Annotated in this window: 19 protein-coding genes and 1 tRNA gene; 6 read left to right on the top strand and 14 right to left on the bottom strand. The window is 54.9% G+C overall.

Going from position 1 to position 21578, the window contains the following annotated elements; all coding sequences use genetic code 11:
• Positions 1-70: 70 nt before the first annotated feature.
• The 3 genes from CPH65_RS15720 to CPH65_RS15710 all read right to left on the bottom strand — a co-directional run bounded on the left by CPH65_RS15720 (position 71) and on the right by CPH65_RS15710 (position 3431).
• The gene (locus CPH65_RS15720; protein WP_371359344.1) at positions 71-1924 is read right to left on the bottom strand and encodes a Ppx/GppA phosphatase family protein; all 1854 of its coding nucleotides are present in this window, start codon (positions 1922-1924) and stop codon (positions 71-73) included.
• Between the two features lie 340 nt (positions 1925-2264).
• Positions 2265-3059: a hypothetical protein gene (locus tag CPH65_RS15715; protein ID WP_157747736.1), complete on the bottom strand. Its 795-nt coding sequence runs from the start codon at positions 3057-3059 to the stop codon at positions 2265-2267.
• Between the two features lie 42 nt (positions 3060-3101).
• Positions 3102-3431: a hypothetical protein gene (locus CPH65_RS15710; RefSeq protein WP_096174749.1), complete on the bottom strand. Its 330-nt coding sequence runs from the start codon at positions 3429-3431 to the stop codon at positions 3102-3104.
• Positions 3432-4011: 580 nt separating this feature from the next.
• On the opposite strand from CPH65_RS15710, the gene CPH65_RS15705 reads away from it, so the two are divergent.
• The 4 genes from CPH65_RS15705 to CPH65_RS15690 all read left to right on the top strand — a co-directional run bounded on the left by CPH65_RS15705 (position 4012) and on the right by CPH65_RS15690 (position 7694).
• Positions 4012-4085 (top strand) — tRNA-Gln (locus tag CPH65_RS15705).
• 542 nt (positions 4086-4627) lie between these two features.
• Positions 4628-5995 (top strand): four-carbon acid sugar kinase family protein, encoded by a 1368-nt coding sequence (locus CPH65_RS15700; protein ID WP_096174748.1) that lies wholly within the window; start codon positions 4628-4630, stop codon positions 5993-5995.
• Between the two features lie 2 nt (positions 5996-5997).
• Entirely contained in the window at positions 5998-6825 is an 828-nt protein-coding gene (locus CPH65_RS15695; protein ID WP_096174747.1) for a DeoR/GlpR family DNA-binding transcription regulator, read from the top strand.
• A gap of 14 nt (positions 6826-6839) precedes the next feature.
• Positions 6840-7694 (top strand): class I fructose-bisphosphate aldolase, encoded by an 855-nt coding sequence (locus CPH65_RS15690; RefSeq protein WP_096174746.1) that lies wholly within the window; start codon positions 6840-6842, stop codon positions 7692-7694.
• A gap of 153 nt (positions 7695-7847) precedes the next feature.
• On the opposite strand, the gene CPH65_RS15685 is transcribed toward CPH65_RS15690, so the two are convergent.
• The 10 genes from CPH65_RS15685 to CPH65_RS15640 form a co-directional block, all read right to left on the bottom strand.
• On the bottom strand, positions 7848-9020 hold the full coding sequence (locus CPH65_RS15685) for a M20 aminoacylase family protein (RefSeq protein WP_096174745.1): 1173 nt from the start codon (positions 9018-9020) through the stop codon (positions 7848-7850).
• A gap of 3 nt (positions 9021-9023) precedes the next feature.
• Positions 9024-9491, bottom strand: a complete 468-nt coding sequence (locus CPH65_RS15680; RefSeq protein WP_096174744.1) for an L-2-amino-thiazoline-4-carboxylic acid hydrolase — start codon at positions 9489-9491, stop codon at positions 9024-9026.
• Between the two features lie 13 nt (positions 9492-9504).
• Positions 9505-10815 (bottom strand): FAD-binding oxidoreductase, encoded by a 1311-nt coding sequence (locus tag CPH65_RS15675; RefSeq protein WP_096174743.1) that lies wholly within the window; start codon positions 10813-10815, stop codon positions 9505-9507.
• Positions 10816-10993: 178 nt separating this feature from the next.
• On the bottom strand, positions 10994-11701 hold the full coding sequence (locus CPH65_RS15670) for an ABC transporter ATP-binding protein (protein WP_096174742.1): 708 nt from the start codon (positions 11699-11701) through the stop codon (positions 10994-10996).
• Positions 11701-12453, bottom strand: a complete 753-nt coding sequence (locus tag CPH65_RS15665) for an ABC transporter ATP-binding protein (protein ID WP_096174741.1) — start codon at positions 12451-12453, stop codon at positions 11701-11703. The genes CPH65_RS15670 and CPH65_RS15665 overlap by 1 nt, the downstream gene beginning before the upstream one ends.
• Positions 12450-13451, bottom strand: a complete 1002-nt coding sequence (locus tag CPH65_RS15660; protein ID WP_096174740.1) for a branched-chain amino acid ABC transporter permease — start codon at positions 13449-13451, stop codon at positions 12450-12452. The genes CPH65_RS15665 and CPH65_RS15660 overlap by 4 nt, the downstream gene beginning before the upstream one ends.
• On the bottom strand, positions 13444-14355 hold the full coding sequence (locus CPH65_RS15655; RefSeq protein ID WP_096174739.1) for a branched-chain amino acid ABC transporter permease: 912 nt from the start codon (positions 14353-14355) through the stop codon (positions 13444-13446). Before CPH65_RS15655 ends, CPH65_RS15660 begins: the two co-directional genes overlap by 8 nt.
• A gap of 73 nt (positions 14356-14428) precedes the next feature.
• The gene (locus tag CPH65_RS15650; protein ID WP_096174738.1) at positions 14429-15541 is read right to left on the bottom strand and encodes an ABC transporter substrate-binding protein; all 1113 of its coding nucleotides are present in this window, start codon (positions 15539-15541) and stop codon (positions 14429-14431) included.
• Positions 15542-15713: 172 nt separating this feature from the next.
• Complete coding sequence (locus CPH65_RS15645; protein WP_096174737.1) at positions 15714-16223, bottom strand: L-2-amino-thiazoline-4-carboxylic acid hydrolase; 510 nt, start codon at positions 16221-16223, stop codon at positions 15714-15716.
• 80 nt (positions 16224-16303) lie between these two features.
• Entirely contained in the window at positions 16304-17992 is a 1689-nt protein-coding gene (locus CPH65_RS15640) for an aminotransferase class V-fold PLP-dependent enzyme (RefSeq protein WP_096174736.1), read from the bottom strand.
• A gap of 427 nt (positions 17993-18419) precedes the next feature.
• On the opposite strand from CPH65_RS15640, the gene CPH65_RS15635 reads away from it, so the two are divergent.
• Positions 18420-19529, top strand: a complete 1110-nt coding sequence (locus CPH65_RS15635) for an endonuclease/exonuclease/phosphatase family protein (protein WP_157747735.1) — start codon at positions 18420-18422, stop codon at positions 19527-19529.
• 62 nt (positions 19530-19591) lie between these two features.
• Here the strand turns inward: CPH65_RS15635 and CPH65_RS15630 are convergent, their stop codons facing one another.
• The gene (locus CPH65_RS15630) at positions 19592-20197 is read right to left on the bottom strand and encodes a TetR family transcriptional regulator (RefSeq protein ID WP_157747734.1); all 606 of its coding nucleotides are present in this window, start codon (positions 20195-20197) and stop codon (positions 19592-19594) included.
• A gap of 244 nt (positions 20198-20441) precedes the next feature.
• On the opposite strand from CPH65_RS15630, the gene CPH65_RS15625 reads away from it, so the two are divergent.
• Positions 20442-21575 (top strand): efflux RND transporter periplasmic adaptor subunit, encoded by a 1134-nt coding sequence (locus CPH65_RS15625; protein WP_172891534.1) that lies wholly within the window; start codon positions 20442-20444, stop codon positions 21573-21575.
• Positions 21576-21578 lie beyond the last annotated feature (3 nt).

Raw genomic sequence — 21578 nt, 5'->3', positions numbered from 1 at the left:
TCTTCTCCGGCTGTCCTTTTCGACAGCGATCACGATCCTGTTCGGGGATTGGCTGACAATCCGGTTCGGTTCATTCTGCTTCGGGCGATGCGGGCTGTCTTGATTGGCCGCCGCGGCTGCCTCGTCCGCCTCTTCGGCGGTTGCGGCGCTTCTTGCCGTTGCCCTTCTTGCCCGGCTGCTGCGTCCAGACGCCATCGTCAATCATCATTTCCATCAAAATCCCTTCACGCAGGCCGCGATCGGCAACGCGCAACTGGCCACAGGGCCATTCGCGATGGAACGCCTCAAGGATGGCGCAACCAGCCAGCACGAGATCTGCACGATCCTGACCGATGCAGGGATTGTTGATGCGCTCTTGGAAATCCATCGACAGAACGCGATTGATCATGGCCCGCAATTCCTCGGCCGTCAGCCATGTGCCATCCACCTGCCGCCGATCATAGCGTTCAAGGCCCAGATGCACGCCTGCAAGTGTCGTGACAGTTCCAGACGTCCCCAGCATATGAATATGCTTGGTCTTGATGGCTTCAGCCAGAGCTTCCCGCTCTTCGAAATGCTCGAGCATTTCGCGCACTTCAGCCACCATGGCCTCGAAATTATCCCGCGTGACAAGCTGGCCGCCATGTTTCTCAGACAGGGTGACAACACCAACCTGCAAGGAAGCCCAGCAGCGGATCCGTTCAGACAGGTGGCGCATGGCGCGGCGTGTCTGACGATTGCGTTTTTCGCCCGGAAGGGGCTGGGCTTCATCGTTAAGGGGATCAAGATCAAGCCACACGATCTCTGACGAACCGCCGCCAATATCGAACAGCACGACTCCGTCGGCCTCAGGATGGACCAGAGACGCGCAACCCGCGACAGCCAGACGCGCTTCTGTCTCGCGATTGACAATCTCCAGCTTGAGCCCGGTTTCGCGATAGACGCGCTGCAAAAAGGCACTGCCATTCTGGGCGCGGCGGCATGCTTCGGTCGCGATCAGACGGAAACGTTTGACAGCCCGATAGGACAGTTTGGATTGGCAAACCTTAAGAGCGCCGATCGCGCGATCCTGAGCATCTTCGCTGAGGAAACCGGTCTGGGACAGCCCCTCTCCGAGCCTGACAATGCGCGAGAAGGCATCGACCACGCGAAAACTCTGACCATGGGGTTCGGCGACAAGGAGCCTACAGTTGTTGGTTCCAAGATCAAGCGCTGCGTAGGACTGTCTTTGCTCACGGGGCACATGCGTCGGTGAGCGCGTTGGTGAAGACGGACCGGACCGCTGACCATTGACAGGTGCGCCATTCTGGGTCCGGCCATCCTGCCTTTGATGGTTGTGCTTTCCAGATCTGTTATGCTGACCCTTGGATGCGGACTGATGGTCGCTGTTGTCGCGCCCGTGGCTCGATGCAGCCCGCCCGTCGGTAGAGGCAAGATCGCGTTGATCCTCACTTCCTGATTGGCCGGAGTGGTTGGTGCGATGGGGCTTTTTTGATGGTGAGGCGACGTCGGGTTCATGGGTTGAAGCGGCTGGCGCGTCGCTGCTGACAATCTCATCAGAGACCTGAGATGCCGGCTTGTGCTTTGCATCGACGTGACTCTTCGTCAAAACGTCCGACTGGCCGTTCTGCTGCAGATTTGGCGGTTGGTTCTTCCCACCACGCCGCCGTTTCGAGCGTGATCGGCGCTTTTTGTTGCGCCCTGGCTGCTGGCTCTTCTGGTCCTCCGCGCTTTTAACGACGGAGTCCCCCTGTCGAGAGGTATCGGACATGGCAAGGCCGTTGGCTCTGCCTGTGTCCCCGGTGCCCTGTTTGACAGGTGCCGCTTTTGCCCCTCCACTCTGCTTATGACCATGTCCATGGTTTGCAGATTGTCGGTCCGGGCCGCGCGCAAGGCCAGCAGCTGAATGGCTCCCGCGAGGGCTGCCTTCAGCATCCTGTGCCAATTGCTGTCTCCCGCTGCGCTGCAAACATGAGGACAAGGCATGGCGCGCAGCATGTGATTCAATCAGTTTGTCATTCACCACTCTATCAGCATGACGCAAAAGGGCAAGTCGCGATTGGCGGCCAGACACAGCACCCGACCTGCTGTGTCAAACAAAGCAATTTGCACGCGCCTCGCTTCCACATGACCGATCGTTGAGATGCAACGGAAAGAGGCGCAGTGACTTGTAAAATCCATTACGGAAACAGGTCGTGCCGCTGAGTTTCGACCCATCTATTGCGCCGAGTTCATCACCCAACCCCGAACAGAAATACTTGTTCTGTTATAACGAAACTCTGAAATCAAATACGGGTTCTAAACGAAGACGGCACTGTCGCAATACCTGCGATACGCACTCTTTCTTGACCAGAAGAGGGCACGTTTGATTGAAAACAATCGAATTCCCAGCATCGTGATGATTGCTCCAAACTAAATTTCAGTAAGCACTTCTTGCGCAACGGCACCTGCATAATAGATTCATTCAAAACTATTGGCACCGATGTGAACATGAACTTGCCTTCTTGACAGTCCCGATGCTTGGTTGCAATCGCGTATTCATTGCCATTGATGCTCAAGCGCAGATTGGAACTTAATAAATCCGACGCCAAATATATACATATAGGAAACCCGTCCAGCTCGACTTCAAGAGAATTCGAATGGTCGATCTCAAGATAGTCCACGGAAAAACGTCTGACTGAAATGGTCTCCACTTGACACCCCCGTCCCGCAGCGACCAACCCCTTGGCATCAATATATGACGCGAAATTCGTGAGTTTTTTTGATGGTACCTGCTCTATTCCGTTCCTCTTGAGCGCCAGTAGAAAGAAGGCTTTTTCAGCAAGCGTCCTCCCGATAAGGGCACAAACGAAACCTCGGTGAAAATGAGCGGCATCTGAATAGAGAAAGCCTGGTGGCGTTTCTCCAAACATACTATAAAGCTCACGCCTTATATCGTGATAGTAGATGCCATACTGGCGAAAAAAGTCCAACTCCGCGTCGTAAACATAATTAGGGACCGAAAGATTATAAAACGGCTGAGACGTTATTATGAGCGGCAAAATCAGCGCATTTGGAAATTTTTCATTTAAGAAACCCAAAGTTATTCTGAGAAATTCTCTCTTCTTGTCATAAGGATAACTTCAATGATTAAGATGCCCGCCATCATTTAGCGAGTATTCATACAGGATTATGTCTGGATCAACATCTATATTGTCTATCGATCCAATTGATGTTAGCGACGTTGTGGCACCAGCGGCCCTGTTTACGATTGTTACGGCTTCAAATTGTTCTAGCAGCTTTTGCCTGAAGTGATGCACGTATCCGTCACGGATGAATGAGTTTGATCCCCCAAGAACCAACACGTTGGCAGACTTACCAATCGCTTTTTTCATAAACTTGCGGAAAAAACGTTTTATCATCGCCTTATTGTCCTTGAAGGTATATCGGCCATTTTTTCCATTTGGGTCCATCAGCGCTCCTCCTAAGGAGACGTTGTCGACATCAGCCAGTGTCGCATTACGTGCACGCAAATAAAAGGGCCACCCAAGCGCGAAAGTCAAACAAAATGCCGAAATTATGTCGCCGAATCTGGCTTTTTGCAGACATGCAAAGCAAAAGAAACGTTGCAATCTTTAGAACTGCCAAGGCCTCACAACGGAAGCTTTTTTGACGGTCTGGGACAAAATCAAAGCGGACCTATCAAGTGGTGCGCAACATCAGTGACGACTTATTACCCCTTCCATATCAGGCAGCTGCGCATCGAAAAACGTATCTTTGAGCACGAAACGAATAGCCCGAAAGGCTCACCGGATCACACCTACGAGTAAAAAGGGGCCGTGGCAGAGAGGTATACGAGTTCGCACGACCAGAGGAAAACAGCCAAGGAAGTCATTGCGCTGTGGGAAAAAAGCGAAAAACTGCAACCGCCACACGATTTTCAAACAACCCCTATTGACGCCCCATCCGGACAGAGATAGAACGCCCGCACACTTAATTTGTAAAACGTTCTACCGCGTTTTGTGAAACAAGGATTTAAGTCTTTGTTTTTGCTGGGGATTAGTTTAATGGTAGAACAGCGGACTCTGACTCCGTCGGTCCTGGTTCGAGTCCAGGATCCCCAGCCATTTCTTCCATAAAATGCAATAGTATAAGACGCTAAACGTCGCGCCAAAAGCGCTGCTCTAGCGTGGGTCGGTTCTGCGCCCTAGCATTGAGAACAACGTCCATCCGTCCTATCGCGCGTTGATGCGACAGCGACACAGATCCCGCCGGTTCATTATCCCATCGCGCCTTCTCCCGAATGGTCAGGCATCAAAAGGGATGGCCCGGGTGCATAGTGACGCCCTTTGAACTTGAAACAATTATTCTGTTACATTTTCTATATAAGTTGTTTTATTTCGAACTAGATCTCTCTTAAAAGGATCGACACGCTGGCTATGCAGTGAAGGAAATTGAACAGGCAATAGCGTTCTGACCCAGAAGAGACAACGAATAAAGCGGCTTCACTCGAAGGGCTCTGTCGTCCCCTTCCGCCACGCCAAATGTAACACAATGTTTGTTATTATTATTTGTTTCTGTGTTGTTTTTTGGTCATTACGTGGTATTAGTTGTTGTAGAAGGGCGCACTGCCCCGCCATAAAGAGATGCACAGAGACATATTCTAGCCATGACAGACACAGGCAATTCGCAAGATCTTCTGCTTTCCTTCTATGGTGACGACTTCACCGGCTCGACAGATGCCCTTGAGTCCGTAACCATGGCAGGCATCCCGGCGATGCTGTTTCTGTCTCCCCCCACGGTGGAGGATTTGAAAGCCTATCCGCACATTCGCGCTGTGGGTGTGGCCGGGACGAGTCGCAGCCAGACACCGGAGTGGATGGACGACCATCTCTCGCAAGCCTTTTCGTCGCTCAAGGACCTGGGCGCGCCGATCTGTCACTACAAGACATGCTCCACTTTTGACTCCGCTCCGCGGATCGGCAACATCGGTCGGGCGATCGAATTGGGTCAGGACATCTTCGGCACGGCCGTCCCGGTCGTGGTCGGCGTCACGCGCCTTAAGCGGTATGTGGTCTTTTCCAACCTTTATGCGGCGGCGAGCGTCGCAGGGGACAGCGAGGCTTTCCGCATTGACCGCCATCCCACGATGAGCTGCCATCCCTCTACACCGATGACCGAAGCTGATCTGCGCCTGCATCTGGCTCAACAGACAACGCGCGCGATCGGGGCGTTCGACTTCCGGCAGATGCTGTCCGATGACGCCCCCGCTGCTTTCGCGAAGCTGTGCGAAGAGAACGCGGCTGTCATTCTGGATACCTTTGATGAGGCCACGACGACACGCACCGGCCAGTTGTTGCATGAGCGCAGTCTGATTGAACCAACCTTTGTGGTCGGCTCTTCCGGGGTTGAATATGCGCTCGCCGACTATTTAACCAAGGAGGGTATCCTGCCGATTGTCCCTCCTCCGACCCATCGCCCCGCTGTTGATCGCATGATTGCGATCTGCGGCAGTTGCTCACCAACAACCCGGCGCCAGATCGAATGGGCAGAAAGCAACGACTTTGCAGTGGTGGCAGTCGATACGGTCGCTCTGGTTGAACAGGGCGAAGCCGAAGAGCGACGCATTGCCGAGCAGCTGGTTGCGCTGACCTCTGAACACAAGGGCGTCGCCCTGCACACAGCAAAAGGCCCGGACGACCCGCAAATCGCGGCAACCCGTGCAGCGCTTGAGCGCAAGGGCCTGACATCGGCGGACAGTTCCCCCGTGATGGGCGGCAGTATGGGACGCGTGCTCAAGCATGCCATCACACAGACCGGTTTGACCCGCGCCATTCTCGCAGGGGGCGACAGCTCCAGTCATGCGGTGTCGGCGATGGGGGTTAAAAACATGGAAGTGGCTGGCCCGCTCGTGCCCGGTGCGCCGCTTTGTCGTGTTCATTCCATGGATAGCGCTGTCGATGGCGTTGAGATTTCTCTCAAAGGCGGCCAAGTTGGAGACGATAACTTCTTCGAGCGAGTCATGAGCGGACAATAGACATGTCGAAACGCGAGCCAGACCAACCTGCGGATCCTTCCCGCCAGGAAGACACAGACGCCAAGCAACGCCTGAAGGCGGAAGACCGCCGCCAGCAGATACTCAGCATGGTTCAAGCCCAGAAGACCGTGCAGCTTGACCAACTGGCCAAGACTTTGGATGTCAGCCGCATGACGGTGCACCGGGATCTCGACCTTCTGGAAAGCAGAGGTCTGTTGCGCAAGGAACGCGGTGGCGCAACGGCGGAAAGTTCGCTGTTGTTCGAAAGCAACTTTCACTATCGCAGCCAGACCGACGAAAGCTCCAAACGAAATTTGGCGCGCGAGGCGGCCGAGCTGATCGAGCCGGGCAGCGTCGTGATGCTGGATGACAGCACAACCACGTTGATGATGTGCCAGTATATCAAGCAGATTGACAATGTGACAGTCATCTCCAATTCGCTGGCGGTGTGTGAGCAGCTGCGTTCAGCGTCAAATGTGAAATTGATCATCACCGGCGGCAACTATAGCGAAACCCATCAGAGCTTCTCCGGCATCATCTGCGAACAGGGGTTGGGGCAACTTCGCTCGGATTGGGCGTTTCTGTCCGCCTCATCGGTGATCGACAACCGGCTTTATCATCAGGATCAGGAAATCGTACGCGTAAAACTTGCCCTCATGGCGGCTTCCGAGCGCAAGGCCCTGCTCCTGACCTCTCGTAAATTCCAAACGCGCGCTCTCACCCATTTCGCCGATCTGACTGAATTCGACAAGCTATTCATTGATCGCCAACTGGATGAAGCAACGAAGCAGAGACTGACTCAATCGCGGATTGATTTTGATCTCGTTTAGCAAGGACAAGAACAATGCTTCAGAAACTGGGCCAACAGATTCGCCTATCTCGAATCGTGAAACCGAAAACGCGACGCGGATTTTGCATCGCCTTTGACCATGCCCTGCAACTGGGGACCTGTCAGGGAATGGAAAATCCCGAGCAGATGCTCGACCAGATGGCAGAAGCTGGTGTGGATGCGGTTATCCTGCCTTTGGGGTCTGCGCTGCATTTTGGTTCACGGCTGGTGGAAAATGGAGGTCCGTCGCTCATCCTGCGCCTTGATCAGACAACCATGTGGCGCGAAGGCACGCCCCTTGCCTATCAGGACGGCTACACCCGGCCTGTCGCCCGAGTTGAAGACGCTGTGGCGCTGGGCGCAGAAGCGGTGATCACCTATCTGTTCGTGGGACACAATGATCCGAATGTCGAGACAGCAGCCTTCAGAATGAATGCCGACGTGAACGAAGCTGCGCGACAGCACGGCATCGTTCACATCATCGAGACCATGGGTGCGCGGCACGCATTGGCCGAGGATATCAATGATGGAGAATTCGTTCGCTTCCACGCCCGCATCGGGCTTGAAATGGGGGCGGACATCATCAAGACCGATTGGCCAGGCAGCACAGAGGCCCTGAAGAAAATCACCTCGGAATTGCCTCTGCCAATCATGCTGGCCGGCGGCCCGAAAACCAACAGCGACTTCGGAACGCTGCAACTGGTCTCGCAAATTGTCGAAGCCGGTGCGGCAGGCATCCTGTTCGGTCGCTCCATCTTCCAGTCCGACAATCCGCTCGCGCTCATGAAAGCCTGCCGTTCGGTCATCCATGACAACACATCTGCGCAAGAAGCGGCTGAATTGGCAAAACTGAGCCGCCCAGCCACATGACCCGTTAGGAATTCGCGTCCGGCCTCCCGTTCCTCCAGCGCCGATCTCGCGGAAAGGCAAAAGCCCGATCAGGGCGATTGCTCACGATGATAAGGCCGGGTTCACCCTACAGGTGTCCCGGCCTTACGCTTTTGATTGGACTGGTGCGCCGTCTCAGGCAGAACCGGAGAGCCGATCCCTGACAAGCTGGCCCCAGAAGGAAGCACCCCAGCCGATGACCTCATCGTTGAAGTCATAGGCGGGGTTGTGCAACTGGGCGGATGGGCCATTGCCAACATGGATCATCGCGCCGGGCACCTTGTTGAGCATGAAGGCGAAGTCTTCACCGCCTAGGGTCGGCACCATGTCGACGCTGACATTATCCGTACCGGTGACCTTGGCTGCCGCTTCGGCGGCAAAGCGGGTCTCGTCAGGGTGATTGATCAGCACCGGATAGCTGCGGTCATAGTCGAGCTCGCCAATGCAGCCGTGACCGGCAGCGATCTGCGTGATGACAGTCCTGAGACGCTTTTCGATATGATCGCGCACGCCTTCATCAAGGGTGCGAACCGTGCCTATGAGACTGATTTCATCAGGGATCACATTGTGTGTGAAGCCACCTTCGACCGCGCATAGGGACACAACGTGCGACTCGAACGGATCAACGCCGCGGGCGCTCAGACCATGAATGGCCTGAATGATGCCGGCCAATGCCGGGAACGGATCAACGGTGTTGTGCGGTTGGGCGGCATGTCCCCCCCTGCCCTTGATGCGGATGTTGAGCATATCCACCGCTCCCATACTGGGGCCCGGGGCGAGTGTGAAATGGCCGACCGGCATGTTGGGCATGTTGTGCATGCCGTAGACTTCATCGCAGGGCCAACGGTCGAACATACCGTCCTTGATCATCGCATCGGCTCCGGCACCGCCCTCTTCGGCTGGCTGGAAGATGACAATGACGGTGCCATCAAAAGCCCGCGTCTCGGCGAGATGCTTTGCAGCACCGAGTAGCATCGTCGTATGGCCGTCATGACCGCAGGCATGCATCTTGCCGGGCACCTTGGAGGCATAGGGAGCACTAGTCGCCTCGAGAATTGGCAGGGCATCCATATCGGCTCTGAGGCCGATGGTCTTGCCAGACGTGTTGGTCTTGCCTCGGATCAAACCCACAACACCCGTCTTGCCCAAGCCTTCGGCCACCTCATCCACGCCCGCATCGCGCAAGGCTGCCGCGACCTTTTCTGCGGTGCGGTTGCACTCATAGAGCAGTTCGGGATTTTCGTGCAGATCGTGGCGGAATGCGGTCAGTGCCTCGATTTCTCGTGATACCCAGTTTTCGACGGCCATGGCTCAGTCTTTCTTCATCTTGTAGCGGAAATCACAATGGGACGCGCCCTTCATGATGGTCTGCGTGCGGGTGAGTTCGATCTCCGGGTTATAGCCGATGCAGAAATCACCATCGCGATTGCAGGACAGGAGATGGCCAATGTCACCGACACCCATTTCGCGATACATCTCAGCATAGCGACAACGGGTGACATTGAATTCCATCGCGTCCTTCTCGGTCTTGATGACGTCCATTTGCAGCGCATCTTCCTTGGTCCAGTTGGGAAGGATGGCAGCAAAGTCACTGAGGTCCGGCGCGTGGTCTAGATCGGCGGCAAGGCTCTGGCCCTGCTCAATGGCAGAGCGCGAGCAGGTTTCGCCAATCACCGCTTCGGCTTCTTCGCAGCCGGATCGTTCGGAAATCACATCAAAGGCATGTTTGAGGATCATCGCTTCGATGCGGCGGCGTTCGAGAATGGGTAGGTCCTTCATTGGTCTGGCTCTCTCAGAGTTTGGGTTCCATGCGGTCTTTGAACTTGTACCAAGCAAGGTAGTAAGGTGCGATGGCGCGGCCAATGGCGTGGAATGGCAAAGGCTTGGGCTCGGTCGTTGGCAGAGCAAGACCACTGATATCCTCTCCATCGACGGCACGCGCCATTTCGCGGCCCAGCGCATAGCCGAGCGCAACGCCGCGGCCGTTGCAGCCGATCCAGGTCCAGCCGTTGGGGCCAAGACTGTGAACGCGCGGGAAGCGATCCCAGTTCATCGACAAATAGCCGTTCCAGATGTGGGTCATCTTTGGCGGGGCAAGCTGGGGGAAGCTGTCGGCGAGATTGTTGGCGGCCTTGTTTGCCATGCGTTTGGCGAGATCGCCAAAACCCATGATGGCCCCACCGGTGATCAGACGATTGTCGCGATCATAATGGAAAAAGCGCAAATCGCCGCGCGTATCAGAGACGGCCTGCCTTCCGGGAAGGATCGTTGCGCGGATGTCATCGGACAGCGGCTCGGTCGACATCTGCCATGAGGACACCGGAACGATGGAATGGGCAAGACGGCGCGCAAGGCGCGGCACCAATTCGCCGGTGTAGGCGTTGGTCGCAAGGATCAGCGCACGGGCGGTAACCGTGCCACCTTCGGTCTTGACGATCCACTTTGTACCATCATGCTCATAGGACAGCACCGGTGTGTTCTCGTGAATGGTGACGCCATGGCGTTCGGCAGCTTTGGCCAGCCCACGTGCAAGCCCCAGCGGGTTGATGTGGCCGCCGGAGGGCGCCAGCATGCCGCCGTACCAATGATCCGTGCCGAGCAGATCGGAGGTTGCCTTATGGTCGAGATACGCCACCTCAAGGCCAAAACGGCTCCAGGCATCCACGCGCTTCTGGCTCAGTTTGGTGCGTCCGGGAGAATGGGCAGGCTGGAACCAACCTGTTTGCTCGGCATCCGCATCAGAGACGATGTCTTCTTCGCGAATGGCATCATAGAGCATGCCAGCGGAGGCACCGATCATCTCCGCAAAGAGTTTGCCAGTATCGCCAAAGCGCGACACCCATGCATCGGGTTCTGCGGCCGTCAGGGTCGGGATCACCTGACCATTGTTGCGGCCAGAGGCACCCCAGCCAACACCCTGCCCTTCGAGCAGCAAGACATCGCGCCCCGCCTTTGCCAGATGCCGGGCTGCCGAAAGGCCGGTGAGACCACCACCGATCACCACTGTGTCCGTTTCGGCATTGCCGGATAGAGCGGGGGCTGGCGCGCGTTCAGGCGCGGTTTCCAACCAGATGGTGGGGGGAAAGGGAAGAGAAGTAGACATCCTGATCATTCCAATCAAATGCGTTGGGACCGAATAGTGGAACCCGTCCGGTCATTGCATCGGGCGATAGCAGGCTCGGCATATGTATTGTGAGCGAGCCGCCGCCAGACGTCATTTGTGCTGGTTTAGGTCCGGATGCCAAGTTGCTGGCATCCGGTCGCTTTCTTGATCTTGCCCTCTAGTGAACGTGCCCGCCCAGATAGGCCTCGGCAACGCGGGGATCATTTGCCAGATCCTGCGCATTGCCCTCGATCACGATCTTGCCGTGTTCGATGACATAGGCATGGTCCGAGATGCGAAGGGCCGCTTTCACATTCTGCTCGACGAGAAGCACAGAATATCCCTCATCACGGATCTTGGTGACAAGTTCGCAGATGAAGCCAACGAGGCGCGGAGCCAGCCCCAATGAAGGCTCATCAAGCAGCAACACCTTGGGTTTGCGCATCAGGGCGCGACCGATACAGAGCATCTGTTGCTCGCCACCGGACATGGATCCTGCCTGCTGCTTGAGGCGCTCCTTGAGCACAGGGAAGAGCGTCAAGACATGATCGAGTTCCTGTTTGCCAATCGGCCCAGCTCCGATGAGCAGATTCTCCAACACGGTCATGTTGGAGAAGATCTGCCGTCCTTCTGGTGCCTGCATGATCCCTTGGTCGACGATTTCATTGCTTTTGAGTTTGGAAATAACCTTGCCCTCAAGCAAAATTTCGCCGCCCGTTGCGCCATAGACGCCGGAGATGCAACGCATCAGGGACGTCTTGCCAACGCCGTTGGCACCGAGCACCGAGACGATGCCCTTTTCAGGCAAATTGACGGTCACATCATGCAGGATGTCCTGAACACCGATCTGCAGGGAGAGATTTTTGATTTCGAGAATGTTGCTCATCAGTCGTCACTCCCCAGATAGGCTTCGAGCACGGCCGGATCCTTGCGCACGTTGGCAGGTACATCATCCGCGATCTTGGCCCCCGAGGCGAGAACCACGATGCGGTCGCAAATGCCCATGACAAGGCTCATGTCATGTTCAACCAGCATGATCGTCAGGCCGGTCTTGTTGAGATCGGTGATGAACTGGGCCAGTTCTGCGGTCTCGGAATCGTTCATGCCGGCCGCTGGCTCATCAAGGATCAGCAACTCGGGATTCATCGCCAGTGCGCGGGCGATTTCGAGATATTTGCGCTTACCATAAGACAGGTTTGCGGCAAGATCGTCTGCATGTTCTGCAAGGCCGACCTTTTCGAGCATTTGCCAACTGCGATCAGAGATTTCCTGTGCCTTGGCCTTGCCGCCAAACAGCGAGTTGAAGGGATTAACCCCGATCATGCCGAGCGCGCCAACGGAGATGTTGTCGAAAACGGTCATGTTGGGGAAGACGCGCAGGTTCTGGAACGTGCGTGACATGCCCTTGTGGGCGATCTTGTGGGCGGAAAGCCCGGTGATCTTTTCGCCCTTGAACAGCACTTCGCCGGAACTTGGCGGTGTGAAACCCGAAATCAGATTGAACAAAGTGGTCTTGCCCGCCCCGTTCGGCCCGATCAGGCCCATCAGTTCGCCTTCGTTGAGCTCGACGTTGACGTTGTCCACGGCATGCAGGCCACCAAAGACGCGGGTCAGGTCTTTCAGCTGAAGTAAGCTCATCCTTTCCACCCGATCCCTTTCTCTCCCTTATCGGAGGACCAAGCGGCGCCCAATTGCCGGCGGACGAAGTTCAGCGCGTTGATCTCGCCAAACAGTCCTTTTGGGAGGAAGAGGATGGCGCCGAACATCATCACACCAACGATAATGTTGCGGATGTCACCGACGCTGCGCAGCACTTCTGGAAGTAGGATGAGCAGCACCGCACCGATTAGAACACCGGGCAACGAGCCAAGCCCCCCAACCACCACCATGGTCAGAACCAGAATGGACTGGGAGAAGTTGAAGTCGTTGGGAGAAATATAGCCGGTCGTGTAGGCCCAGAGAGCACCCGCAATGCCAGCGAAGAAGGCTGAAATGACGAAGGCCTGGATTTTCATGACCGTGACGTTGATCCCCATGGCAGAGGCGCATTGGTCATCCTCGCGCAGGGACCGCAGCGCATTGCCATAATAGGAATGGCTCAAGCGGTTGATGACAAAGATCGACACGGTCACCACGGCAGCGACCACATAATAGATACCCAGATCACTGTTGATCTCGATCCCGAACAGGTCAATGCCGGAGAAGAGCATCACGCCATTCGGTCCCTTGGTCACTGCAACCCAGTTCTGAAAAATCAGAAACAGCATCTGCCCGATGCCAAGCGTGGCAACGGCAAAATAGATGAACACAAGGCGCATGGTCGGTAGCGCGACGAGAAAGGCAATGAAGGCCGAGACAATACCGGCGAGCGGCAGACCGATGGTAAAGCCGATATCATACTCAGCCCCGAGCAATGCCGCCACATAGGCCCCGACCCCATAAAGAGATGCATGACCAAGGTGCAACAGGCCCGCAACGCCGGTGACCAGATGCAGGGATGCAGCCAGAAGCATGAAGACGAAGGCAATCATCGCAACCTGATAATAGTAGCCCTTGTCGAAGCCAACGAGGATGGCGGGAATCGCCGCAAAGACGACAAGCAGGATGGCGCTTTTGATCAAAAGAGGCTTAGACACGTTCCCTCCTCGCTCCGAAGAGACCTTGCGGGAAGAAAATCAGTGTAAGCAGCAGGAAGGTATAGGCAACCATATCGGACCACACCGAAGACATGAAGCTCGTCGCCAAGCTTTCGGACAGGCCGAGAATGATGGCGCAGATCACCGCTCCGGGGATGGAAGACAGGCCTCCCATTACCATGGCAACAAAGGCCTTGATGCCCGGTGTGAAGCCCATGGCGGGGAAAATCGCACCATAATAAAGACCAACCAGCATGCCAGCGAGGGCGCCCATGGATGAGCCGATAATAAAGGTGAAGACGATCGTCCGGTCGGTGTTGATACCGCAATATTTTGCACCAAGCGCGTTGTTGGAGACGGCCCGGATATTGAGACCCACCGAGGTGTGTTTTAGCACCCACTGAAGCCCGATCAGCATCACCAGTGTCACAACGAGAATGATCACGTCACCGTTCACGATCGTGACAGGGCCGATGTTGATGTGCTGGTTGATGAGATAATCAAGGTTGATGGTCTGGAACTCAGACCCGAAGATCAGTTCCATGCCTTCGCGGGCGATGATGGACATCGCCAGCGATGACATCAAGGTTGCCTCGCGCATGGCCTTGGATTTGAGTGACGCCTCATCGGAGAACCGCCGAAATGGGCGAAACGCCAGTCGTTCAAGGCCAATACCCGCAAGGCCACCAGCGGCCAAAGCGATGAGCAGAACAACGAAGATCGGCGGTGCGAAAGCGGTGATGGCCAGAAGACCAGCATAGGCGCCGATTGTGTAGACTTCGCCATGGGCAAAGTTGACGACGTTCAGCACACCGAAAATCAGGGTGAAGCCAATAGCGATCAAGGCATAGATCATGCCCAGCGATAGCCCGATGGCCAATTGCTGCAATATATACGGATCCAAGGTGAAATCCCCAATTCATCTATTCCTGCCAGCCCGGACAATCCAGGCTGGCAGAGCAATATGATTTTTGTTGTTATTTCATCTCGACAAAAGCGCCATCCTTGACGGTTGCTTTGGCCAGAGATTTTTCCGGCTCGCCGTTTTCGTCAAAGGAGGTGTCGCCGGTGACGCCAGGGAAATCCTTGGTTTCGGCAATGGCTTTGCGAAGGCTTTCGCGGGTGATATCCGGATAGGCCTTGGCCACTGCATCAAGCATGATGTTGACCGCGTCATAAGCCTGAGCGGGGAACTGTCCCGGTGCCAGATCGTGGGCTTTCTTCCATTCGGCGACGAATTCCTGAACATGGTCTTCCTGACGGTTCGGCAGGAAGGTCACGGTGAGGAACATGCCTTCAGCGGCATCGCCAGCCAGTTCGATCAGCTTGTCGTTATAGGCAGCAGAGGTCGAATAGATGGGGATGGAAACGTCGAGCTGCTTCATCTGCTTGAGGAACTGGGCGCCATCTTCATAAAAGAAACCGGTGTAGACCGCGTCGGGCTTCTGGTCGGCAATCTTGGTGATGATAGAGCGGAAATCGGCAAGACCACGGTTGAAGAATTCGGTGTAGACGACCTCACCGCCAGCAGCTTCAAACGGCTCAGCAAAGCCCTTGACCACTGACTGACCCCAGTCGCTCTGCTCGGCGATGACGGCAACCTTCTTGATGCCTTTGCTCATCAGCCATTCAGCATTCACGGCACCTTCCTGGTTCTGAGTGGTGATGTTGCGGAACTGCCATTTGGAAATGCGCGCGAAATCCGGATGGGATGCGGTCTGGGAAAGCTGAACCATTCCAGCCTTGCGATAGACCTGAGCAGCAGCCATGGACACGGTGGAGGTGAAATCACCAAGCACGCCGACGATTTCGTCGTCATCGACGAATTTGCGCGCAAGGGTGACGCCTTCCTTGGCATCGGAACGGGAATCTTCAAAGATGATCTCGACGGGAACGTCGATTTTGCCGGACGCGTTGAATTTTTCCAGAGCGATTTCCGCAGCATCCTTGAAACCCTGACCATACTGGGAGTGGCTCCCGGTCAAAGGCAGTTGATATCCAATTTTCACGCTATCGGCAGCCTGAGCCGAAACAGAACCAAAGGCGGTTGCAGCAGCAATTGCGATAACTGTTCTGCGAGATAGTTTCATCGGTATGTTCCTCAATGGGTTGGTGATCGCATTGATGATCTGTCTGGTGTGCGCCAGACTATCTAGAGGTGACGCCCGTTTTAACGGGTCTATCTTATGTCCGGTACTCCGGATCCTTAAATAGGCGTCCGGTTTTCCGGATCGCCTTGTATACTAATATTATTTTCTCTTATTAGGCTTGAGAATCAGAACCAGGTTTCACAATCAGGCGACAACAGCCCGTTTTGCCCGGTTTCCAGGTCTCCCCTTCGAAGGTGAACCCAGCAGTGCTGAACATGCCCGCATCAATGGCCCCTGCGGAGCGGCAGAGCATTTCCAGATGATCGCCCTCGATGCCATCGGCTTCCCACGACGTTTTCAGCGGGCAGGTATGGAACTGGATTTCCATGCCTTCCTTGTCGCATTTGCGCAATTCCGGCGCGAAGAGGTGATCCTTGCAGGGAATCCCTTGCAGAAACTGCTCCGTCAGAGCCTCGATGTTGGTCGGGCCGTGCGGCTTGAGTTTCTCGCCCATTTCAGAGCCGAGACGATAGGTCGCCTTGCTCATCAGCTCGATGGCGGTGTCATCACCATAGGTTTCGCGCAGCACGTCGAACATGTGCTTGTAGAATTTGGCGCGCATGGTATAGGCGCCCGAGAGCTGCTCAAGCGTGATTTCGGGGGTAACTTCAGTATCGGACATATTGGTCTCCGTTCTTCTGGTCCTTTGCTCCGTCAAGGTGGTCAATGTGTCGCCAAGCCGGACTGGTCAACTCGAACCGTTCAATTGTTGTTATTATAATTGCTGTCAATTGCATCTTGAGGCATCCAGAAATTTCTCAATGCTTCCAGATCGCTGCGGAATATTTCATTTTGCCCGAGCTTTGGCTGGTGACGATCTTCGGCCAGCTTTGCCGCTTCGACCAGATAGCGCTTCACGTCACTGCAGTGGGCTTTGCTTTTGCTCGGATTATACTGCCAGAAATTGCGCAGTGTCGCCGGAGCTTCGGTCAATTTGGTCTTGTGCTGCCAGACGCCCTGCTGGACATCGACGTCATAGTCTTCAAGGAACAATAACCCATTGCGCCCAATAAAGAGAATTGCCTCGGTAATATAGTCAATCGTTTCCTGATCGAAAAAGTAATTATAGCCGAGCCTAACCCATCCCGGACGCAGCAGGCTTTTGCCTTCCTGAATGGCGGCTTCATATTGCAAAGCGCGCGCTTCGGGGATGCCAAGCAGCGCATGGGCATAGGGCCCGGCGCAGGAACAGCCCCCTCGCGCCTGAATGCCAAACAGATCGTTGAGCAGTGCCACGACAAAACCATAATGCAACAACTGGCCATCTATGGAAATGTTGAATGACACCACGCCGATGCGTTCCTGATCCTGTGGGCCCAGGATGATTACATTCGGTTCGGCAGACAGACGCCTGAGCACGTCCTTGATGATCACGCCTTCGCGGTCTTCGATTTCCGATGAGCCAACCGCTTCCTTTAGCGCCATGACAGCCCCTGCCCGGATATCGCCTATGATACCCGGCGTCCCGGCTTCTTCGCGTCGCTCGAGGTTTTTGACATAGGTGTGATGCTCAGCGGTGACGTAACTGACCGTCCCGCCGCCGGTGACGCCCGGACGATCCGACGTGAACAGAGCCTTGTCGGCGACCAGAACCCCCGAAGCTCCCGGACCACCAACAAACTTGTGCGATGAATAAATGATCGCATCAATATGCGCGCCGGGCTGATCGTCATCGAGCGTCAGCTTCATGGAAATGTAGGGCGCTGCGGCTGCAAAATCACAAACAAAAGCCGCACCATTGGCATGCAGAAGCGTGGCGATGCCGATCAAGTCACTGCGCACACCCGTTACGTTCGATGCCGCCGAAAAGGCACCTATCTTGAGGCTGGCATCCGCATGGGCTTCAAGCCGATCAGCCAGTTGGCCCAGATCGATGCGACCACTGTCATCAAGATCGATATGCTCGATCTTGGCACCGCTTTCGCGCCAGGGCAGATCATTGGAATGGTGCTCGTAGGGCCCGACAAAGACAACGACATTGTGCCCGTCGCGTGCTTTCTCTTCGATACCAGTGCCCCGCACAAGACGATCAACCGCAGCGGTGGCCCCGGCTCCGGTGAAGATCACCATGTGCCGGTCATCCGCTCCGACAGCTTCTGCAATAACGTGGCGCGCCTCCTCCCGCAGTGCGGTGATCTTGCGGCCGGTAAAGGAGGTTTCGGTGTGGGTGTTGCCATAGACGGGCAGCACAGTATCCTCAATGGCTTCCTCGATGAGACCGAGAGATCGCCCGGATGCGATATAGTCGGCATAAATCAGGGGACGCGGTCCGAAGGGGGATGAAATGTAGCTGCGTTCACCAATAACGTTGGACCGAATCTGAGCAACCAGTTCATCCTTGATTGCTTTGTCGTTTGAGGTTCCGCTCTGACTACTCGGGTGGCAATCCATCCTTTAATTTCCTTTAAAGCTCGTATAAAAATAGACTAGAAATATACGGCGGCGCGCACAATACCGGCAACCCAATCAATGAAGAAAATTATTGTTCAAAAGTATTTTTATACGCAACAAAAAACTAATTTAAAGATCTATAAAGCAATATAGTACCATAAATGCGATATTTTTTAGAACCTGATTTATACAAACACCCTCAAAAAGGGGGCTCCAAAAAATATTTTTCCTCACTTCATTGCAAAAACCGGCACAATCTTCTGCATGATCCGGGACAATTCTCATTCACACGAACCCGGTCCCCGGACCATGTTGCATATTCCTTCCTTGAAGTTTCGTGCGTTGGCGCAAAAGATCTCAGGAACCCTATGGCGACTGTAACATTGACTCAGTTCAACCGGGAACGATCGTCAGGACCGATTCAATCATGGACACTCTCTTTGCTCTCACCGTGTTCCTCACAGGCCTCTCAGCTCTGTGTCTTGTGATGAGTCTTGTGCCTTTGGTTCCGGAGCCGCACGGGATGATCAGATCCTTTGACTTCGTTCGGCTACAGGTCTTCACGCTCTCGGCCATGATGCTCATCGCCAGTCTCGTGTTGCTATGGTTGGGTGATCGGGTGGCGCACGACTTGATCGTTTTGAGCGCCACCATGGCTGGTGTCGCCATGCTCATTCAGTTCGCACACATTCTGACCTTCACGCCTTTGTGGCCCAAACAGACCGCGCGCTTTACGGGCAATCTTGATGATGTGGACACGATCTCGCTTCTTGTCTGCAACGTCAAGCAAAGCAACCGAGACTTCGACAAGGTCGCCAGCCTGATCAAGACCAAGAAACCAGACATCGCGATCTTCATGGAGACCGACGAGGCATGGGCAAATGCATTGAAGCCGCACCTGTCGGGCTTTGCGGATGTTCTGTCCTACCCCCAATCGAACAGTTATGGCCTGATGTTCGCCAGCCGATTCACGCTCGGCGAACAGCAAATCCAGTTTCTGCTAAATGATGAAGTCCCCAGTGTTTCCTGTACGATGACCCTTCCGCGGGGACGATCCGTCAGATTCGTAGCCCTGCATCCCGAACCGCCCGTTCCTGTGCGCGACACGATGGGACGTGATGCCGAGATTCTTCTTATTGGAGAAAAGGCCCGCAACGAAAAAATGCCGATGATCGTGACGGGTGACCTGAACGATGTCGCATGGTCCCGCACGACGCGCCGCTTCCTGCGCCTGTCTCGCCTGATGGACCCGAGACAGGGCCGTGGTGTCTTCAACAGCTTCGATGCGCGGCACTGGTTCTTGCGCTGGCCGCTGGACCATGTGTTTCATTCACCGCATTTCGAACTGGTCACAATCGAACGACAGCCGTTTGTTGGTTCGGACCACTTCCCCATGTATTTTTGTTTTGCCCTCACCGGAGACAACGAAAACGATTTGCCCCCCAAAGCGGAGGAAGACGATTTCAATGAAGCCGATGGAATCGTTGAAAGCGAAAAAAGCCGAAGTCGCAAGCCGGTTGGAGTCGATTGGGAATAGGCTTTCCAGATGACTTACTCGCAAGCGTGAACCGAAGGCTTCCTCTGGAGGGTTCTGGTGCTCTAGTCTTTCCTATTGAGTGCTTCTTCTCCATTGAGTGCCGCGAAATTCTCGACATCAATCGAGTGCCTGAGAATCTCTTTGGTATCAATTGTCTCAAATTCAATTTCTTCCAGCATGCCCAATCCAAGAGAGAGTGCAATCAGAGACATGCTGAGCCTTGGAATATCCAGTTTTGCCGACAGTTCACCCGCCGCTTGCGCTTGCTGCAACAATTCGACACGTCGGTCATAAGCGCTTTTCAAAACGCGCTGCCTCACGTCAAGAAGCACCTTGCTCATCTTGGCTGCTTCGGCCAGATCCGCATAGAAACGCTTGAAGGATTCCATCGTTTCCGGGTCTTCACCACCGGCTATCATACTGACGATCGTGTCGAGTTTGGTATCCTTTTGCAGCTGATCGTAGTATTTCTCACGAAGGCGGTTCCAAAGCTCGAGAAAGGCTTCAGCGCGCAAAGCATCAGCTGAGTCAAAATGATGATGGATCTGACCGGGCGAGACGGGAATAGATTGCGCCACGCGCCTCACTGTTGCCGCCGCGATCCCTTCTGCATCAATGACTTTGATTGCTGCCTCAACGATTTCCGCCCGTCGTTGGTCTTTTGGCATATATGACATCTTGTTACCCACCGCCCATATGGCCTATTATTGTCGTTCTTCATTCACAAATAAAGCAGCAACAAAAAGAAAACAATCTGGACATGCGTCCAATTTAATCATAGGTACAGAATAGAAACTATTTGTGCATATGTTCTAGTGCAATCGTTTATTTGCTCCCAACCCCCGTACGCAAAATTTCCGTTCAGGAGGCAAAATGCCCCAATCATTGCGCAAGGCACTTGGCCTTGGATTCTTGAGTCTAGCCATTGGATTCACTGCAAGCTTTACAGTCGGTGTAACAGACAGCTGGGCACAAGGTGGTCAAACACCGCCAGCTGTCGTCACAACCAAAGAAATCAAACCCGAAACCGTGACCCTCAGCATGGAGCTGCCCGGTCGTGTGACAGCCCTGCGGACCGTCAATATTCGTCCGCAAGTTGGCGGCATTGTCGAGAAGCGTCTGTTCGAACAAGGCATGATGGTCAAGGAAGGCCAGCCACTGTTCCAGATTTTTGCCGAGCCATTCCAGGCCGAAGTCGACAGCGCCAAGGCTGCGCTGGATCGGGCACTGGCGGCTCGCGATCTGGCCCAGACCCAGCTTGACCGTTCCAAACAGCTTCGCAGCACCAATTCGCTTTCTCAGCAGAGCTATGATGCTGCGGAAGCAGAAGCCAAAAACGCCGAAGCCAGCGTTGCAGAAGCACGCGCGATGCTGCGCTCCCGACAGATCAATCTGGATTTCACGACCATTCGCTCTCCGATCTCGGGCCGTGTTGGTGCCGCATTGATCAGCGAGGGGACCCTCGTCTCTGCCAGTCAAGGTGATCCGCTGGCCATCATCAAACAGATCAATCAGGTCTACGTCGACCTCAGACGCCCCACCAGCAACCTGCGAGAGTTGCAACAAGCGGCTCAGGATGAGGCAAATGCAGGCACGTCTGAACCAACGATCGTAATTCTTGATATGAACGGCGTCCAACATAGTGAAAAAGGCACCGCGCTTTTCACCGACATCTCGGTCGATGAGTCCAGTGGCGACGTGACCATGCGTGTGCTGGTCGAGAATCCGGAGCACACGCTGCTTCCGGGTATGTTCGTCCGCGCCATCGTGCCACGCCAGACCATTGAGAATGCGCTTTTGGTACCGCAACAGGCAGTTATCCGGGATACGCAAGGCAATCCCACCCTTGTCACCGTTGAAGATGGCAAAACCGCCAAAATCAAGAAAGTGACGCTCGGAGAACTCGTCAACAAAAGCTACATCGTGACCAGTGGGCTGGAGCCCAATGAAAGTGTGGTTATTCGTGGCCAGACACGGGTATCTGAGGATGGCGCAGCCGTGATGGCGAAGCTTGCCGATCAGCCTGCACAGAAGCCGCAGCAATGACCC

It is taken from the genome of Cohaesibacter sp. ES.047, assembly GCF_900215505.1.
Lineage (GTDB): Bacteria > Pseudomonadota > Alphaproteobacteria > Rhizobiales > Cohaesibacteraceae > Cohaesibacter.
The sequence above is the reverse complement of the archived record's forward strand: the minus strand, read 5'-3'. Positions and strand labels throughout refer to the sequence as shown.

Bases quoted from the DNA above. Each gene is read 5' to 3' on its own strand.
- CPH65_RS15710 (WP_096174749.1), bottom strand. From the start codon at position 3,431: ATGGACCCAAATGGAAAAAATGGCCGATATACCTTCAAGGACAATAAG.
- CPH65_RS15700 (WP_096174748.1), top strand. From the start codon at position 4,628: ATGACAGACACAGGCAATTCGCAAGATCTTCTGCTTTCCTTCTATGGT.
- CPH65_RS15695 (WP_096174747.1), top strand. From the start codon at position 5,998: ATGTCGAAACGCGAGCCAGACCAACCTGCGGATCCTTCCCGCCAGGAA.
- CPH65_RS15690 (WP_096174746.1), top strand. From the start codon at position 6,840: ATGCTTCAGAAACTGGGCCAACAGATTCGCCTATCTCGAATCGTGAAA.
- CPH65_RS15685 (WP_096174745.1), bottom strand. From the start codon at position 9,020: ATGGCCGTCGAAAACTGGGTATCACGAGAAATCGAGGCACTGACCGCA.
- CPH65_RS15680 (WP_096174744.1), bottom strand. From the start codon at position 9,491: ATGAAGGACCTACCCATTCTCGAACGCCGCCGCATCGAAGCGATGATC.
- CPH65_RS15675 (WP_096174743.1), bottom strand. From the start codon at position 10,815: ATGTCTACTTCTCTTCCCTTTCCCCCCACCATCTGGTTGGAAACCGCG.
- CPH65_RS15670 (WP_096174742.1), bottom strand. From the start codon at position 11,701: ATGAGCAACATTCTCGAAATCAAAAATCTCTCCCTGCAGATCGGTGTT.
- CPH65_RS15665 (WP_096174741.1), bottom strand. From the start codon at position 12,453: ATGAGCTTACTTCAGCTGAAAGACCTGACCCGCGTCTTTGGTGGCCTG.
- CPH65_RS15650 (WP_096174738.1), bottom strand. From the start codon at position 15,541: ATGAAACTATCTCGCAGAACAGTTATCGCAATTGCTGCTGCAACCGCC.
- CPH65_RS15645 (WP_096174737.1), bottom strand. From the start codon at position 16,223: ATGTCCGATACTGAAGTTACCCCCGAAATCACGCTTGAGCAGCTCTCG.
- CPH65_RS15640 (WP_096174736.1), bottom strand. From the start codon at position 17,992: ATGGATTGCCACCCGAGTAGTCAGAGCGGAACCTCAAACGACAAAGCA.
- CPH65_RS15635 (WP_157747735.1), top strand. From the start codon at position 18,420: ATGGACACTCTCTTTGCTCTCACCGTGTTCCTCACAGGCCTCTCAGCT.
- CPH65_RS15630 (WP_157747734.1), bottom strand. From the start codon at position 20,197: ATGCCAAAAGACCAACGACGGGCGGAAATCGTTGAGGCAGCAATCAAA.